Here is a 16,237-nt window from a genome sequence, read left to right as displayed (position 1 = left end):
CGCTTTTCAATTGGGTTGAGCGTATACGAGAGTGTGTAGACCGTCGCCGAGTTAAGCACCCGAGGACCAAGCAGCGCAGGAATATTGAACATATTTCGAGCAGCGGCGGGACGAGGCTGTTTAACGCAAGGCAGGTATACACGCTCGCAGTAGCTCAACACGATTGAAAAGCGCTGTAATTAGGGGGTGTCCCTGAATGCTGGACTTAAGAGATTCACGAAAGGTGACAATTTGGGACACTCCCTGATATCTGTTATGTTTTCAAGCTATTTTATTCAATTGTTCTTGTTCGAGTATATTTTAAAGTAATAAGGTCAAGATGGCATGCTGCTTACGATTGATATTGGTAATTCCCAGACAGTTTTTGGCTTATATAAAGGAAGCAAACTTACCCATCATCTTCGTATTGCATCAGAACACGCACAATCAAGTGATCACTATAGCCAGCTTTTACAGAAACTGATGGCTGAGGATAATATTAATCCTGCAAAAATTTCTGCAATAATAATGGCAAGTGTTGTACCACCACTGACGCAGACATTCATTAATATGTGCCAAAATCATTTTAGCATAAAGCCATTGCTGGTAAATTTGGCCACGAAATTAGGTATAACAATAAGTTATGAAAATCCTAATGATGTTGGTGCTGATCGTGTTGTAAACAGTGTTGCAGGTTATGAGCGATTTAAATCCCTCGCTAATGGTCCATTTGGTGTTATTGTTGTCGATTTGGGTACTGCCACAACCTTTGATGTGGTTTCTCCACAAGGAGTATTTTTGGGCGGTGCCATCGCTCCTGGAATAATGATTGCGGCAGAAGCTCTTTATACACGCGCTTTTATGTTACCACGTATTGAATTACAGTCACCGAAATCGAGTATTGGCAATAATACAATTACTAGCATGCAATCAGGTATCATTTTTGGATATGTTGCTTTAGTTGACGGTTTAATAGAACGTATTAAAAATGAGCTTAAATTTTCACCCAGAATTATTGCAACAGGTGGTTTAGCTCGTCTCATTGCTTCACAGTCAAAACAGATTGAAACAGTTGATGAATTTTTAACTTTAGACGGGCTGCGAATTATTTGGGAGTTTAATCAAAATTGATAAAGGTTAATCAAGTGAGTATTGCAGAGTTAAAAGCTAGTCTAGCGGAGCCACATAAAAAACATCTTGATCCAAACTCACCAGGACCCGCACGCATGATGGCGGCAAAGGGGATTGCACCCTTGCCACCGCGAGAAATGGTTATTGTATTATGCGGATTATCTTTAGATGAAAATAATGAGATTGCCAATGCGGCAAAAATTTCAATAGGGAAATTACCTGAAAAGATAATAAACACAGCACTTGATGCTAGTTTACCAAGTTCAGCCTTAACTATACTTATTAGTTTACTAAATGAACGATATGAGTTGATTGAGAAGTTGGTTTTATTAAAAGATACACCTGATTCTGCTATTGCGGCAATTGCCGCAAGTGTTCCAGAACATATTGCCGAAATAATTGCCAATAACCAAGAGCGAGCTCAGCGATCAGATGCAATTGTGCGTGCAATTAAACAAAATCCAAACCTCTTACGTTCTAGTCGCGACCGTCTTTTTGATTTTTTAGTGCGTGCTGGTGTTATTTATGAAGATATGCCTGAATTTGCTGAAGCAATGGCACGCCTTTCACCAAAAGAAATGTTAGAGGTAGCAGATAAAGTTGAATTGCCACCTATGGCCACTGAGCTGATTCAGGATAATGCAGATTCTGAAGAACGAGCAAAAGTAGTAGCAGATATTCTTGATAGTAAAGAAACTATAAACAATCAAACTGATGAAGAAAAAGGTTCAGATGAAGAAACCCAAAAACGTATGCCGATGCTTAAGTATATTGGCTCATTGGGTATGTCACAACGCGTAGCTCTGGCGATAAAAGGTAATAAAGAAGCTCGTACAATATTACTTCGCGATATGAATCGAGTAGTAGCAAGTGCCGCTATTCGTAATCCACGGATTACCGAACAAGAAGTAGTTAGTGCATCACAAAGCCGGCAAATTTGTGATGAAGTGATACGTATAATTTCAGCCTCAAAAGAATTATCGCGACCTTATGGAGTTAAAGTCGCATTAGTTAATAATCCCAAGACACCACTGCCAACAGCTATGCGAATGATAACGTTATTGCGTGAGGCCGATGTGCGAGCGTTAGCAAAGAGCAAAAATGTTAGCACTGCGGTGGCTAATCAGGCACGGCGATTATTAGCGCAAAAGAAACATTAAAATTAGGGAACGCCCTATTTTGCGGGTGAGGCCAATACATCCAAAGGATCGAGCAATACATTCCATCGTCTAACTTCGAAATGCAAATGTGAGCCAGTGCTGCGGCCACTATTGCCAAGTTGACCAATTACTTCGCCAGCTTTTACATGAGTGCCGGGTAAAGCGATGGTTTGGGCAAGATGAGAATAACTCGTGCTAAAACCTGCTGCATGTTTAATGACTACTTTTCTTCCATGTCCATGATCCCAACCAGTAAAGACTATTGTTCCAGATGCAGCAGCGCGAATCAATGTGCCATATTTGCCGTCAATATCTATACCGCTGTGAAAGCGATGTTTACCGTCGATGGGATCTATACGGTTGCCGAAAAGACTAGTAATAGTAGTTACTATCATTGGCCATTGAAAATTTGGAGTAGCGTCAGTTTGAGAATCACTTGATGTATTAGCAAGATTATTATTATCAAGTTCACCATCAATTTCATCTGTTTCATGCATAACACCGCCCATAGCAGCTTTGTTTTTTGGCGGATCTGTTGGTGAATTATGAGGGATTGATTTTGGTGGTGCAGGTGGAAATGGCCAAGCTAATTTTTCGCGTGGTTGGGCACAGGCTACTATTGCAATAGCAGTGAATATGGATAAAAGCATTTGACGCATTTATCTTATAATCCTAGCTCAAAAAGGGGTGGTTAGGCTAATACTATGCAGATGAATAATAATAAAAAATGGATGATTGAAGCATTGGCATTAGCTCGCGCTGCCGCGGTTAATGGTGAAGTACCAGTTGGAGCCTTAGTGGTGTGTGATAATGTAGTGGTAGGAAGTGGCAATAATCGAAGAGAGATCGATAATGACCCTTTAGCGCATGCTGAGATTTTTGCATTGCGGCAAGCGGCGGCAAATCTTGGACGTTGGCGATTATTTGGATGCACTTTATATGTAACGCTTGAGCCGTGCCCAATGTGTGCTGGTGCTGTGGTTAATGCCCGTGTTGATCGTGTGGTTTTTGGTGCTGCTGATCCGCGAGCAGGCGCTGCGGGCAGTATCTATAATATAATTGCTGATCCGCGTTTGAATCATCGTGCTGAGATAGTTGCGGGAGTTATGGCAGAAGAGAGCGCTTTGTTGCTTAGAGAATTTTTCTTTGCAAGGCGAAGTAAAGTTCTTAATGAAGAACACGATTAGTTTGTAGAGATTTTAATTGTTGTAGTAAGCGTTAGTTTGTTAGTTTGGTTGTTTATGCATTCACATGACTTAACGAATCATAAACTAGTTCAACAACTTCTTTAATCGTAGCAGCACTTGCTTTTGCATGGTAACAACGAGTACATTCAGTATTTGCTAATGCCGCATGCAAATGCAAATTTGCATTTGCAAAATTGCAATAAGCTCCAAGGGGTAATTGGCAACCACCACCTAGGCAAGCCAACAAAGCACGTTCGGAATTTATGGCTAATGCAGTTATTGGGTCGTGCAATTTTTCTAAGCGCGTTTTTGTGTTCGTATCATCAGCACGTATTTCAAGAGCAAGTGCGCCTTGAGCAGGGGCGGGCAGAAATTCATTTAGCGGTAATGAAATAATTAAACCAGAATTATTTACAATATCGTTTTGTAGTTGTAAACGATTAATACCAGCAGCAGCAACTACAACAGCGTCAAGCTCACCGTTAAAGACGCGATTTATTCGCGAGGTTATATTGCCACGCAGATCAATAAGTTGCAGATCTAGCCGTTTATAATATAGCTGGGCACGGCGACGTGGCGAACTAGTACCGATTTTGGCATGTTGTTTAAGCGACCAATGCTGATTTTCTGCTAGGCAATCGTGACGAGTGACGATGATATCATTGACTGGTCCACGCGGTGGTATTGCCGCAACTTTAAGACCAGCAGGCTGTATCAGCGGTAAGTCTTTAAATGAATGTACAGCAACATCGATTTGATTGCTTAGCAACGCATATTCAATTTCTTTAGTAAAGATTCCAATACCAGTTGTTGCATCTAATGTTGCGTCAGGATAGTTATCACCCGTAGTTTTTATGACAATAATTTCATGCTCACCACCAAGAGACGCAGCAATATAGTTTGCTTGCCATAGTGCAAGCTGAGAGCCACGAGTACCTATGCGTAAACGAGAAAACATAATAATATTAAAATTTCTTAAGCCTGATGAGTGGCAATTACGGTTGTGGTGATACCACCGCGAATATTAAAGGCACTTTCTACTATCATTTTTCGTGGGTGTAGCAATTTAACTAAATCATCAAGAATAAGATTGGTTAAAGCCTCATGAAAATGGCCTTCATCGCGAAATGACCAAATGTATAGCTTGAGACTTTTTAGCTCGACGCATAATTTATCAGGTATATAATTGATGCGTAGAGTTGCGAAATCCGGCTGACCAGTCATCGGACAAAGACAAGTAAGTTCATTGGTTTCAAAACGAATTTCGTAATCGCGCTCTGGCGCGGGGTTAACAAATGTCTGCAAATCTTTTGATGGCTGGGTAGGCATAATTAACCTCCGAAATGATGCCTCTATAGCTGTAACAAAGCTTTAATGGTAGCATGATCCGATAAATAAATGCCGCCAAGAGTTTTTAATCGGTATCGGTAAGATAATTAATAATACTTCTAATAAACAAAGAAATCTTAAGAGAGGCAGGAGTATGAAAAAAAAGACATATCGTAATATATTTGCAGAACTGGGTTACAGCGAAGCAGATATTGAGAAAAAAGTGAATGATACCTGGCAAAACCTATTCGAAGGCCCTGACCATCAGCGTATCTATTTTAACGCGCTTGATAATTCCGGCTATATGGTGGAAACAGGCAACAATTTAAAATATTGATATTGAACAGAGACCAATCGGAAAGTATAATGAGGAAGCGTTATGCCTAAATATAAAGGGTCAGGTGTAATAGTCTTACGGGAAATGCTTGGCGAGCGTACTGAGCTGCTTGAGACATATTTACAGCAGCTTAGCTCTGAAGATAGAATTTTATTTACTGCGCTTCTGCCAGCAACCAAGCTTTCCATAGAAGACACCGAGCGTTTGATGGCACCTGGTTTCAAGTTGCTCTGGCCAAATATTCCGATCGAACGCCAGTATATCGAATTTGGCAAGCAACTTTGTCGTCGGCATCTACTCCACGGGTTATATAAAAAGCTTTGGGATATGGGCTTCGATTCAATCGTACGTAAGACTAATATAGTATGGCGTCAGTATCACGATACTGGCGATCTTTCTGCCGATGGCTCCGCTAAGTCGCGTAAATGGGTTTTTACATTATCGAAATTCCCTACTATATCGCCGCTGCATTTTGGGCTGCTCATCGGTTTTCTCCTCGCCGCGTTTGAGAGCCTCAATGGCAGTGAGCCAAACTATCGCAAGGATGTCTTTGATCGTGATAACTTGCATGTAGTTATTAGTTGGTAAGTTTAGTTATTATTTCACTACGTGTAAGTAGTGTGTCTGCGGCTTCAATTAAAGTCCATTGGTCCATAATTCATCTAGAAACATACGCCACGGCATGACATGAATGCCATCGATTAACCGCGGTCGCGTTTCTTGACATACCACGATGAAGCACCTGACTTGGCGTTCTTCAGCTAAAGTTCGTAGCCCTTTTAAATGTTTATCGGTAATATGTTTAGCTGTCTTAACTTCGATTGCCACGTGTTCATCAAAAATAAGATCAACTTCAAATCCTGAGGTAGAGCGCCAATAATGTAATGCTGTTCTTGGACTATTGTAGTCAATAAAAGCTCGTAACTCTAAAAAATAAAGTGCTCGAAAAATTCGCCGTATTCGCTATTAGCGGGGGTGATATTCCATCCTTTGCAGTACTATAGAGATGTTTTTCATCTGATGAAAATGTCAGGGCAGTAATTTCAGCAGTATGTCCTTGAAGTGTTTGTAAAACTACACCCTTGTGGTCTAATAAAGAAATCATATTGTCAGCGCTAGCTGCGGCGATTAAATCTGTAATTTGGTGTTTGTGCATCGTCAATAGTAAAGCTTATCGGTGAAGAAACAGAGTCGGCTTGTATGGTTTGATTGCTTATATCAGTAATAGTAGGTGCGGTGTTTGCAATAGCAACAATATTAACATTAAGGCTGCTATCCAGGTAAAACTATCAGGGCCAGTAAAATTAACTTTAGGCTGGTAATAAAAATAGTTGCCTGCCTATATTACCGAACCATTTTTTGGCGGGGTTGTAAAATTATATATCAAAGTCTGTATACCTTTATTGCTATCGGTAATGTCGGGAGTGATTTGAATTACGGTATTTTGCAAGGCTTGAATTGATTGGTTATTAGCTACTATCTAATTTAGTGCCAGGTTGCATATAGATATTAGATTCGTATCATGCAATAGAGCATACCAAAGCAAAAAAGCTTAATTTTTTTTGCCTATCGGTGGTAGAAAATAATTCAAATGATGCTGATGAGAAAATATTAATGCATTTGCTCGCGAGTCACGATTCATTATGGATATCTCAATGCAATGCGGCATTGCAGGCAGAAGGCATTGAATATAATTGGTGTAAATATGCCAATGAAATAAATACACCTAACGATATATATGATATAATGGTGCTCGATGTAGAACCCGCAGATGCATTGAATATTATTGAAATATTATCCGAACAGTTAGGCGAAGATATCTCAAAAAAACAAAGGGTGCGCTCACCAGCCGAATGGGTGCCTTTATTCTTGCAACCCGATTTCGCTTTTGCCTTGTGTTTAGCTTTGCTGCTAATCGCAGGCAGTATTATCACTCTTGATGTGACAAGAGCGAGCAGTTTTTTTCAGCGTGGTGCTTTGCTCGCCGGTTCTTTGTCAGATGGTCAATGGTGGCGTTTAATTACTGCTGCAACTCTACATGCTGATTATCAACACGCCATTAGTAACGCTAGCTTTATGCTGGTGCTGGCTTGGGCAGCTAGTGAGCGTTTGGGTCCTGGAGTTACTTTATTCTATTGGCTTATCACTGCAATCACTGGTTTTATCGTCGGCTATTTATTTTCTGACATAAACGCAACAGTTGGGGCATCTGGGGGCCTATTTGGATTATTAGGCGCTACTGGTGGTAATGGTTTGCGTGGCCGCTTTGAAATATCTTTCGCATGGCGTGAAAGAATGCGCATTGGTGGTGCGGCGGTACTATTATTAGCATTTACCGCGTTTAATCCAGAATCAAATATAAAAGCGCATGTTAGTGGGTTTATTTCTGGTCTTGTTGTTGGATTTATAGCTCCAGTTAATAAACGTGCGAACTGGTTGATACAATTGATTGCTGGCGTAGCTTCAATGGCAGTAGTGATATTTGCTTGGGTATGTGCGAGATGAATTCATTTAAAATCCACCCTACTGTTGACAAATCTAATTCTAATCGACAATGTTGCAATGAAAAACTGCCACCGTACAACTGGCGCTTACGGGGATAACCCCGGGGGAGTATGGTTGGCTATTCTGGCCGCGCGTCTGGGCAATTCAACTTAATTTTTCTTTGGAGTTCCAGCATGTGCGCAGATTTAAAGTTAAGCGATCCTGAAGTGTTTGCTTTGATTAAGGCTGAAGAATTATATCAAAGTGATACTATCCGGCTTATTGCTAGTGAGAATTACGTTTCAAAAGCAGTACTTGAAGCCTCAGGCTCGGTTTTCGCCAATAAATACTCAGAAGGTTATGCTGGCGCACGTTTTTATCAAGGACAAAAAAACATTGATGGTATTGAAGAATTAGCAATTGAGCGTGCCAAAGCCTTGTTTGGCGCTGAGCATGCTAACGTGCAGCCATATTCCGGTTCTCCGGCTAATTTAGCGGTTTATTTAGCCTTTTTAAAACCGGGAGATACTATTTTAGGTCTTGATTTAAGTCATGGTGGCCACCTCACCCACGGCTCTAAGGCAAGCATTTCTGGTAAATATTTTAATGCTGTGCATTATAAACTAAGTCCTGACACTGGTTTGATCGACTACGATGAAATTAGACGTCTGGCACTTGAGCACTCACCTAAGATATTAATTGCCGGCCATTCGGCTTATCCTCGCCAACTTGACTTTGCCCGTTTTCGCGAAATTGCTAATGAAGCAAAATGCTTGCTTTTAGTTGATATGAGTCACTTTGCTGGTTTGGTTGCTGGTGGGGTACATTCTAATCCGGTGCCCTATGCTGATGTAGTTACTACGACTACTCATAAAACTTTACGCGGTCCACGTGGGGCAATGATTTTATGCAAGCAAGAACACGCCAAGGCTATTAATCGTGCGGTATTCCCTGGGGTGCAAGGGGGGCCACATAACCAAACTACCGCCGCAATAGCAGTAGCATTAAAAGAAGCCCAATCACCAGAATTTGCCGTTTACGCTAAGCACGTTGTAGAAAATGCAAAAGTTTTAGCGCAAGAGTTGATTATCCTTGGCTATCAATTAGCAACTGGTGGCACTGACAATCATTTATTGTTAGTAGATCTGCGCAATAAAGATGTAGGCGGAAAACCTGCAGCCATAGCTATGGAGCGCGCTGGTTTGGTACTCAATTACAATACCGTACCAGGAGAAACCCGTAAACCTAGCGATCCAAGTGGGTTACGCATTGGTACACCATCTGTTACAAGTCGCGGGTTTGGCGCTTCTGAAATGAAGCAGATAGCAGCTTGGTTAGATGAAGCATTGCAGCATCGTGAAGATGAAGCGGCGCTTGACCGTATTGCTGCCGAAGTAAAAAATTTATGTTCGCACTTTAGCGTGCCAGGGATTACAAATTAGTATTAGAGATTTAACACTTCAAAATTTTTTAAAAAAGAAGAACAATGGTCGTTAAATTTGCAAAAATGTCGCTAAGTCGCAACTGCGATCGATTTATAGATTTAGTAAAAGTGTGTCGACACAAGCGGTCGCCGCTAATTTTTTATATTTATCAGAACCGGAGTATGCGAAAACCGTTAATAGCTGTGGTTGCCGCTGGTTTATTTTTTGCAAGCCAAGTTTCATGTAGTACTATTAGTGGCTATTTCGTTACTCAAAAACCATCTGCTGCTTCTAAGTCAATTGCCGATAAATCTGCAGTTAATGATAACCCTGATAATACGAATAACCCAGCGACAAATAATGCAACTGATATAAAAACTGTAGAATCTATTAACCATCAGGCAACTCTCGATAAAGCTGAAGACAACTCTTCTTTGCCAATAACCGCGACATCGTTACTAGATGATAACTCTAATGAAGTTAATGAGATCTGCGATAATGACGAATGTGTAAATGAAAGCACTAATGAAGTAGTTGAGAATGATACTAACAGTAACGCCCATAGATTTATTTACACTGATGATATTTCAGATACCGAACTTGCTCAGTATTTCGTTGATTCATTAGAAGACCTTGGTTCAATTTCAGTAGGATTCCCTGGTGAAGGTAGAGTTATTAATAGCATGCAATTACTGTCAGGAGATGGCTTTTATGTGGTAGCACCAGACTTCGCATGGGGGACTAAAGAAACTATTGAGTATATTAAAATAGTTGGGCATGATTTAGTTGCAAAGTTTGGTGAATTAGGCAAATTGCGTGTAAATCACATAGGCAAAAAGGATGGCGGTTACATTCGACCTCATCGCAGCCATCAATCAGGTCGTGATGTTGATATAGGTTTGTATTACCAAGGTGGCCAAAGACCAGAGGGTTCACGTAAATACTGGCTAAAAAAGATTGATCCTGCTTTAAACTGGCAGCTCGTGCATACATTAATTACTAATACCGATGTACAATTAATCCTAGTTGACCGAGCAATTCAAAAAGTTTTAATCAACTATGCACTGCAACAAGGTGTAGATCGTGCTTGGTTAGATTCGATTTTTTCAGGGCCTAATCCGATTATAAAACATGCTCGTAGACATCGTGATCATTTTCATGTGCGGTTTTATAATGCACGCGCTCAAGAATTGGGGTACCGGGTTCAACCATTATTGGCAAGTCGTCCTGATGAAAACAAATTAATTTATAAAGTACGTAGTGGTGATACCTTAAGTACCATCGCCCGCAAATATAATAGTACGGTGCGAATGATTCAAAATGCTAATGGCATGCGTTCAACATTTTTACGCGTTGCGCGAGTTTTAGTAGTACCGATGCGCGGACCTTGTACCAAATGTCCATTACCCTCTACAATAGTGCTTCCAGCTCGACGGCTTCCACCAGTAGAAGAAAATAAGCCTGCTGATGGACAAAATGCTAAAGAACCTAGCGATAAGAAAGCACCTGATTCTTCAGAGACACCAAAAACGCCAGATCCTAATATTACGCAACTAACACCACCGGTAGCATTAAACTTTATCTTTCAACACTAAAAAAACCATTATGTTTTAATTGGTTATGTAATTTAAGGTTTTTTTTGATATCATGTTTTAATTAATTTGACGCATAAGGTCAGTAATGGTTATGTCGATTAATTAAAACCTTCTTTGCGCTGAGAGGGATTTTCGGTTTACGATCAATAATATCGTGATTATTGAATGTCCACATTGCAAGACAGCCCATTCAAAAAGCGAGAAAGACCTTGCTGGTGGTGCTTATGTTGTTTGTCGGCGTTGTGGTGCATCTTTTTGCCCAGCTTTGCAAGACAATAACCCTGATCCAACAATTCCACTGGTGTCTTCATCAAATCTATCAGCAAATACACCGCCATCTTTCTCGCAAGTAAGCGGTGATAATATCGAATTCGTTAGCGCAGATGATATTAGCGCAATCGAAGACCTCAATACTATAAGTAAAGACAATGATGCTATAGATTTAAGCGTTAATGGCGGTGAAAAGATATCAGCAACATCGTCAAGTGAATCAGAGCCCGCAAAGTTTGTACCACCAGTACCATTCTCGATAGATTTTGGTGAGTTAGCAAATGATCATGCCGCCTCATCTACGCCATTAATTACAGATTTAGATGCGCCAGCAGAAGATCCGAATTTAAAACAAGAGATGAATAAGTTAGAACTAGATAATTCTGAAGCAGATTCTAATGATAATGAAGCAGCCGGTGAACTAGAACTTGACTTTCAATCCAAGCAAAAATCTCAAAAACCGCAACCAAATTGGTCATCTGATGTAGTTACTGATGTCATTCAAACCGAGTCATTTCATAAAAAACATAATGTTAAGTTAAAGATCCCTGGCGAGCATAAAGCAATTCATAGAGGCGCGCGTGGTCATGTATTCCCTAAAGATGCGTGGCATCAATTTACTAAAGAGCTATTTTCATATCTACGCTCTGCACCAATAAAAGATAAACTAATTATTGGTGGTATTGCGGCCATACCGATAATTATATTTACTATATTAATAATATTGGCGTTTAGTTCTAATAAAGAAGTTGCTTATTTGACAGAATCCCAAGAACTTTTTTCTGGCCCTATGACCGGAGAGGTATATCAAAATTTAGGTTCTATTGAACCGGGATCACGTGTAGAAGTTGTTGATAGCTATGGTGCATACAGTTTAATTATAGATAGCCTTGGTAGGGCCGGATATGTTTTAACGCGAAGTTTGCGTATTGAGGCACCGCCATCATTACCATCAAAACCTTTTGCCGATTGCTCGCGGTCGCCAACTGATAAATCGGTTGAACATTGTCAGAAACGCAGCCAAGAACAGTTTGAAGCATGTCGTGAATTTTGCAGCTCTGATGCTGAAGATCCTTATTGCTCTGAACATTGTCAAAAAAGATTTTCTGATTGTCTTCTGACTTGCGAAAATGAAGGCAGTAAAAATATCGTTCCTGTAGCTAATGCAAAACCTGAAAATGCAACGACAGAAAAAGAAGATAGTAAAGTACAATCAAAAAATGCGAAATCTAATAACAAAAAGAAGAAAAGCCGGCGCTCTAAAAAACGCAAACGTACACATTAAAATAATCCAGATTATTCATTAGCCGTCACCTGCAATTTGCTAAGTTTTTTTAATACGCTCTAATTGTCCACGGATACCTTCAATGTAAGAGCGAGTAGCATTTTCAGTTGCTCGTTCAGCAAGACTACAAAGTCGGTCTTCAAGAATCATGCTACCATTAATACGACCTTGGCTAATTAGCGAAGAGATTTGGCCAAGTGCCTCGCGTACCACCTTTTCAGATGGATGTTGCAGCACCTTATACAGAATATCTACATCATCAGGTAGTTGATGATATTGCATAAATCCATCGGCAGCTTCTTTAATCTCTTCAACTTCACGAGCAATGCGTAATCGCTCAAGTCGCATTCGGTATTCAGAAGGTGTACGACCTACTGATTTACGCGGGCTTGAAAACACTTTGTTTTCACTGACACGCATGCGAGAGGCATCGTTTGTAGGGCTAGGGCTACTACCTTCGTTGTTGCCATTACCGCCATTGCTAGTGTTACTGCCATTGCCAAAAAGGGCTTCAAGCTTACGGCGATGCTCGGCACTTGAATCATCTGAGTTACTAAATACTTTGCTTCGTGGGCTAGGGTTTGTCATGGTTTGACTACCTTTGCCCCATTCTTGGGTCAATCTATTCACTGGTACTCCCGTGTAAATAACATGCACTACGGCGTGATTTTTAGGTGGGATACATTTTTAGCATAGCATCCAATTACATAATCGACAAGGTTTTCTAAATATTCAACTTTAAAAAAATCATACTTTGTACTAATTGAGTTATTCTAAGCAAAAACGTAGGCGATAAATCGACTCGCCTCGGCGCAAATGTGTACGCTCCCGCTCACTTATAATTCCAGAAGTAGTGGTATGAGCAAAATTTCCGCTGCCGTCAAGATTAATAAAACCTTTTATGCTTTCAAAAATATTTTTAATTTCTTCGGCAATGGGTTGGTAATCAGTCATGCAATGTATTTGTGCGCCAGTAACTAAGCGTGTTTTAAGCAGTTTTACCCATTCTTGATTCACCACTCGACGTTTTTGGTGACGTTTTTTATACCAGGGATCGGGGAAATTTATACTTACCCAAATCACGCTTTGAGGTGGGATAATGGCTTCTAAGTGCAAATTTATATTTGCAAGCAAGGCATGAATATTAGCCAAACCTAAAGTGCTAGCCTCGTTATTAATACAGTCAACTAAGTGCTGACGAATTTCTATGCCAACTATATTCCATTCAGGATGTTGTTTAGCTAGTTCAAGAGTAAACGCACCACTACCACATCCTACATCGATAGCTATTGGTGCAAGCCGTTTAAAGATAGCGTTCAAGTCAATGGTTTTAATAGGTAGGTGTAAGTTAAATGGGTTTCCGTGCTGACGATAGCGTCGTCGAGAAGAACCATTGCTAACTAGCATTAATTACCCCAAGGAATAAAAGCGATATCATCGATATCTATTGCATCTAATAGCAACATTAATAAGCGGTCGAGTCCTAAAGCGATTCCGGCTGAGGGCGGCAAGGTAGCTAAAGCAGTAAAAAATGCTTCGTCAGGTGGATAATCATGCATACCGGCTTTTAAACGTTGCTCGCGGTCGTGTACGAATCGTTTTCGTTGTTGGTCAGCATCAACAAGTTCAGCAAATGCGTTGGCTAGTTCAATACCACCAATATAAAGCTCAAAACGTTCGGCAACACGATTATCATGAGGTGCCAAACGCGCTAGGGATGCAAGAGGCCGAGGGAATTGAGTTAAAAAGAAAGGTTCTCCGGTATTGATTAGCTTTGGCTCTATAAGGCTAATAAAAACTCGATTATATAGGTCATCCCAGGATTCGCTGACAATAAAGTGAATATTAAGCTTACGAAGATGCTGCGCTAAAATATCAGTCTCTAATGCTTCTAAAATAGAAAAACCAGCATATTGTCGAAATGCATCATCAACACTAATACGACGAAATGGTGGTACAAGTGATATTTTGCGACCTTGATAGGTCAGTATTGGTTCGTCGTTAATGATTTTATTCAAAGTAACGAGTAACGACTCACAATCGTTCATTAAGGCATCAAGATTGTCATTGTAACGGTACCATTCAAGGAGGCGAAATTCAGGTCGATGAAGATTGGTAAAATCATTTTGTCGAAATGCCGGCGCTATTTGATAAATAAGCGGCAGACCGTGCGCTAGCAGACGTTTCATGTTAAGTTCTGGTGATGTTTGTAAGTAACGCGTATTTGTTTGGTTAGGTGTTTGTAGTTGTACCTGCGGCGCTTCAATGTTGGGTTCGGGTGCCAGTGAAGGCACGGCAATTGGTGTATCGACCTCGATAAAACCTTGGTCGTCGAAAAAAAGACGCAATTGGCGCACTAACTGTGCACGTCGTTTCATTTTTTCGGCAAAGGTGAACATAATCGGCGCGCTATGCCGGAGGTGTAAAGGGTATGTCAATGGTTATTAATCTTTCTGATTAAAGGTGTTTTATTGCCTTTGGGATTTGCCCACGCCATCAGGGCGGGTTACATTTGTGGTATGCCTCTGCCATCACACTTAGAAGCTATTCGTCAGCGTGTTGAAGGTTATGCTCGTGATTTTGGGTTAGATTTTTATGATGTTGTATTTGAATGTGTAACCTTTGAACAAATGAATATGATTGCTGCTTTTGGTGGCTTTCCAACGCGCTATCCGCATTGGAAATTTGGCATGGAGTACGAACAGCTTGCTAAAAGTTACACCTATGGCCTTTCACGTATTTACGAGTTGGTTATAAATAATGATCCTTCGTATGCTTATCTTATGTCATCTAATGAAGATGTCGATCAAAAATTAGTTATGGCGCATGTGTATGGTCATGTAGATTTTTTTAAAAATAATTTTTCATTTGCTCATACAAATAGAAAAATGATGGATACGATGGCGAACCATGGCACTAAAGTTCGTCGTTATATGGATAAATACGGCGTTGAAAAAGTTGAAGGCTTTATTGATAAATGTCTTTCGGTTGATAATCTTATAGATCGTCATTCGCCATTTATTAAGCGACGTGACGATATAAAAAAAGACAAACCCGAACGTGATATTGAAATTGTTGATGTACCTAAAATAAGAACTAATCGCGAATATATGCAGAAATATATAAACCCTGAAGATTTCATTGCCGAACAAAAACGTCGACTAAAAGAAGAACGCGATCGTGAGCGTCGATTTCCTGATCGTCCTGAACGCGATATTATACTTTTTTTATTAGAGTATGCGCCGCTTGAGAATTGGGAGCGAGATATTCTTGCTATGGTACGCGAAGAGGCTTATTATTTTGCTCCACAAGCACAGACTAAGATACTTAATGAAGGCTGGGCGAGCTTTTGGCACACCACCATTATGACCCAAAAAGCGCTTACTGATGCCGAAGTTATTGATTATGCCGATCATCATGCTGGCACTATGGGGGTACAACCTGGTTCGATAAATCCTTACAAACTGGGCTTAGAACTTTTGCGTGACATTGAAGACCGTTGGAATCGTGGTCGATTTGGCAAAGAATGGGAAGAATGTGATTCGTTAACTCAACGTAAAGAATGGAATAACCATTCTGGTTTAGGTAGACAAAAACTTTTTGAAGTACGTAGTCATTATAATGATGTGACTTTTATCGATGAATTTCTTACGGAAGATTTTATTCGCGAGCATAAGTTATTTAATTATGGTTATAATCGTAATTCTGGCAACTGGGAGATTACTGACCGTGATGCTGTAGCCATTCGTAACAAGTTGCTGACTCAACTAACTAATATGGGGCAACCATTTGTTTATGTAATTGATGGCAATCACGAAAATCGTGGTGAATTATTACTTAAACATCAACATGAAGGAACAGATTTACGTAATGATTATATGCGTGACACTTTAAGCAATATTTATGGTGTTTGGACTCGTCCGGTTAACCTAATTACTTGCATCGATGCACGAAATGTTATTGTACGTTACAACGGTCAAGATTTTATCGAGACAGAATATAAAAAGCAGTTTTAAATAAGGACACCCCCTGATTAGTCTTTTTAAGTAGCATACG

Annotated in this window: 18 protein-coding genes; 10 read left to right on the top strand and 8 right to left on the bottom strand. The window is 40.2% G+C overall.

Annotation, left to right across the window (positions count from 1 at the left end; all coding sequences use genetic code 11):
- Positions 1–324: 324 nt before the first annotated feature.
- Together JW841_12415 and JW841_12410 are read left to right on the top strand one after the other, a co-directional pair.
- Positions 325–1,110, top strand: a complete 786-nt coding sequence (locus JW841_12415; GenBank protein MBN1961739.1) for a type III pantothenate kinase — start codon at positions 325–327, stop codon at positions 1,108–1,110.
- Complete coding sequence (locus tag JW841_12410; GenBank protein MBN1961738.1) at positions 1,107–2,270, top strand: hypothetical protein; 1,164 nt, start codon at positions 1,107–1,109, stop codon at positions 2,268–2,270. Before JW841_12415 ends, JW841_12410 begins: the two co-directional genes overlap by 4 nt.
- Positions 2,271–2,284: 14 nt before the next feature.
- Here JW841_12410 and JW841_12405 read toward each other — a convergent pair whose 3' ends face one another.
- Complete coding sequence (locus JW841_12405; protein MBN1961737.1) at positions 2,285–2,929, bottom strand: M23 family metallopeptidase; 645 nt, start codon at positions 2,927–2,929, stop codon at positions 2,285–2,287.
- A 45-nt stretch (positions 2,930–2,974) separates the two neighbouring features.
- Between JW841_12405 and tadA the strand changes: the two genes are divergently transcribed.
- Complete coding sequence (gene tadA / locus JW841_12400; protein MBN1961736.1) at positions 2,975–3,457, top strand: tRNA adenosine(34) deaminase TadA; 483 nt, start codon at positions 2,975–2,977, stop codon at positions 3,455–3,457.
- 52 nt (positions 3,458–3,509) lie between these two features.
- Here tadA and hemC read toward each other — a convergent pair whose 3' ends face one another.
- Both hemC and queF read right to left on the bottom strand, forming a co-directional pair.
- The gene (gene hemC, locus JW841_12395) at positions 3,510–4,415 is read right to left on the bottom strand and encodes a hydroxymethylbilane synthase (GenBank protein ID MBN1961735.1); all 906 of its coding nucleotides are present in this window, start codon (positions 4,413–4,415) and stop codon (positions 3,510–3,512) included.
- Between the two features lie 17 nt (positions 4,416–4,432).
- Positions 4,433–4,786, bottom strand: coding sequence for an NADPH-dependent 7-cyano-7-deazaguanine reductase QueF (gene queF / locus JW841_12390; protein ID MBN1961734.1), 354 nt, complete (start codon positions 4,784–4,786; stop codon positions 4,433–4,435).
- Between the two features lie 154 nt (positions 4,787–4,940).
- On the opposite strand from queF, the gene JW841_12385 reads away from it, so the two are divergent.
- Both JW841_12385 and JW841_12380 read left to right on the top strand, forming a co-directional pair.
- Entirely contained in the window at positions 4,941–5,123 is a 183-nt protein-coding gene (locus tag JW841_12385) for a hypothetical protein (GenBank protein MBN1961733.1), read from the top strand.
- 42 nt (positions 5,124–5,165) lie between these two features.
- Positions 5,166–5,711: a hypothetical protein gene (locus JW841_12380; GenBank protein MBN1961732.1), complete on the top strand. Its 546-nt coding sequence runs from the start codon at positions 5,166–5,168 to the stop codon at positions 5,709–5,711.
- Between the two features lie 48 nt (positions 5,712–5,759).
- Here JW841_12380 and JW841_12375 read toward each other — a convergent pair whose 3' ends face one another.
- On the bottom strand, positions 5,760–5,951 hold the full coding sequence (locus tag JW841_12375; GenBank protein MBN1961731.1) for a hypothetical protein: 192 nt from the start codon (positions 5,949–5,951) through the stop codon (positions 5,760–5,762).
- A gap of 79 nt (positions 5,952–6,030) precedes the next feature.
- A complete protein-coding gene (locus JW841_12370) occupies positions 6,031–6,285 on the bottom strand; it encodes a hypothetical protein (protein ID MBN1961730.1) in 255 nt (84 codons plus the stop codon).
- Positions 6,286–6,695: 410 nt separating this feature from the next.
- Here JW841_12370 and JW841_12365 point away from each other — a divergent pair, with 410 nt between their 5' ends.
- From JW841_12365 to JW841_12350, 4 genes are all read left to right on the top strand, one after another.
- On the top strand, positions 6,696–7,628 hold the full coding sequence (locus JW841_12365) for a rhomboid family intramembrane serine protease (protein ID MBN1961729.1): 933 nt from the start codon (positions 6,696–6,698) through the stop codon (positions 7,626–7,628).
- A gap of 173 nt (positions 7,629–7,801) precedes the next feature.
- Complete coding sequence (locus JW841_12360; protein ID MBN1961728.1) at positions 7,802–9,049, top strand: serine hydroxymethyltransferase; 1,248 nt, start codon at positions 7,802–7,804, stop codon at positions 9,047–9,049.
- A gap of 164 nt (positions 9,050–9,213) precedes the next feature.
- Positions 9,214–10,626, top strand: coding sequence for a penicillin-insensitive murein endopeptidase (locus tag JW841_12355; GenBank protein MBN1961727.1), 1,413 nt, complete (start codon positions 9,214–9,216; stop codon positions 10,624–10,626).
- 154 nt (positions 10,627–10,780) lie between these two features.
- On the top strand, positions 10,781–12,181 hold the full coding sequence (locus tag JW841_12350; protein ID MBN1961726.1) for a hypothetical protein: 1,401 nt from the start codon (positions 10,781–10,783) through the stop codon (positions 12,179–12,181).
- A 39-nt stretch (positions 12,182–12,220) separates the two neighbouring features.
- Here JW841_12350 and JW841_12345 read toward each other — a convergent pair whose 3' ends face one another.
- The 3 genes from JW841_12345 to genX all read right to left on the bottom strand — a co-directional run bounded on the left by JW841_12345 (position 12,221) and on the right by genX (position 14,559).
- The gene (locus JW841_12345; protein ID MBN1961725.1) at positions 12,221–12,811 is read right to left on the bottom strand and encodes a hypothetical protein; all 591 of its coding nucleotides are present in this window, start codon (positions 12,809–12,811) and stop codon (positions 12,221–12,223) included.
- Between the two features lie 138 nt (positions 12,812–12,949).
- The gene (gene trmB, locus JW841_12340) at positions 12,950–13,588 is read right to left on the bottom strand and encodes a tRNA (guanosine(46)-N7)-methyltransferase TrmB (protein MBN1961724.1); all 639 of its coding nucleotides are present in this window, start codon (positions 13,586–13,588) and stop codon (positions 12,950–12,952) included.
- Positions 13,588–14,559, bottom strand: coding sequence for an EF-P lysine aminoacylase GenX (gene genX / locus JW841_12335; protein MBN1961723.1), 972 nt, complete (start codon positions 14,557–14,559; stop codon positions 13,588–13,590). The genes trmB and genX overlap by 1 nt, the downstream gene beginning before the upstream one ends.
- 141 nt (positions 14,560–14,700) lie before the next feature.
- Here genX and JW841_12330 point away from each other — a divergent pair, with 141 nt between their 5' ends.
- The gene (locus JW841_12330) at positions 14,701–16,197 is read left to right on the top strand and encodes a SpoVR family protein (GenBank protein MBN1961722.1); all 1,497 of its coding nucleotides are present in this window, start codon (positions 14,701–14,703) and stop codon (positions 16,195–16,197) included.
- Positions 16,198–16,237 lie beyond the last annotated feature (40 nt).

This window comes from Deltaproteobacteria bacterium (assembly GCA_016931625.1).
Classification (GTDB): domain Bacteria; phylum Myxococcota; class XYA12-FULL-58-9; order XYA12-FULL-58-9; family JAFGEK01; genus JAFGEK01.
The sequence above is the reverse complement of the archived record's forward strand: the minus strand, read 5'-3'. Positions and strand labels throughout refer to the sequence as shown.

Coding starts and splice junctions, on each gene's coding strand:
- JW841_12415 (MBN1961739.1), top strand. CDS start 325: ATGCTGCTTACGATTGATATTGGTAATTCCCAGACAGTTTTTGGCTTA.
- JW841_12405 (MBN1961737.1), bottom strand. CDS start 2,929: ATGCGTCAAATGCTTTTATCCATATTCACTGCTATTGCAATAGTAGCC.
- tadA (MBN1961736.1), top strand. CDS start 2,975: ATGCAGATGAATAATAATAAAAAATGGATGATTGAAGCATTGGCATTA.
- hemC (MBN1961735.1), bottom strand. CDS start 4,415: ATGTTTTCTCGTTTACGCATAGGTACTCGTGGCTCTCAGCTTGCACTA.
- queF (MBN1961734.1), bottom strand. CDS start 4,786: ATGCCTACCCAGCCATCAAAAGATTTGCAGACATTTGTTAACCCCGCG.
- JW841_12385 (MBN1961733.1), top strand. CDS start 4,941: ATGAAAAAAAAGACATATCGTAATATATTTGCAGAACTGGGTTACAGC.
- JW841_12380 (MBN1961732.1), top strand. CDS start 5,166: ATGCCTAAATATAAAGGGTCAGGTGTAATAGTCTTACGGGAAATGCTT.
- JW841_12360 (MBN1961728.1), top strand. CDS start 7,802: ATGTGCGCAGATTTAAAGTTAAGCGATCCTGAAGTGTTTGCTTTGATT.
- JW841_12355 (MBN1961727.1), top strand. CDS start 9,214: ATGCGAAAACCGTTAATAGCTGTGGTTGCCGCTGGTTTATTTTTTGCA.
- trmB (MBN1961724.1), bottom strand. CDS start 13,588: ATGCTAGTTAGCAATGGTTCTTCTCGACGACGCTATCGTCAGCACGGA.
- genX (MBN1961723.1), bottom strand. CDS start 14,559: ATGAAACGACGTGCACAGTTAGTGCGCCAATTGCGTCTTTTTTTCGAC.
- JW841_12330 (MBN1961722.1), top strand. CDS start 14,701: ATGCCTCTGCCATCACACTTAGAAGCTATTCGTCAGCGTGTTGAAGGT.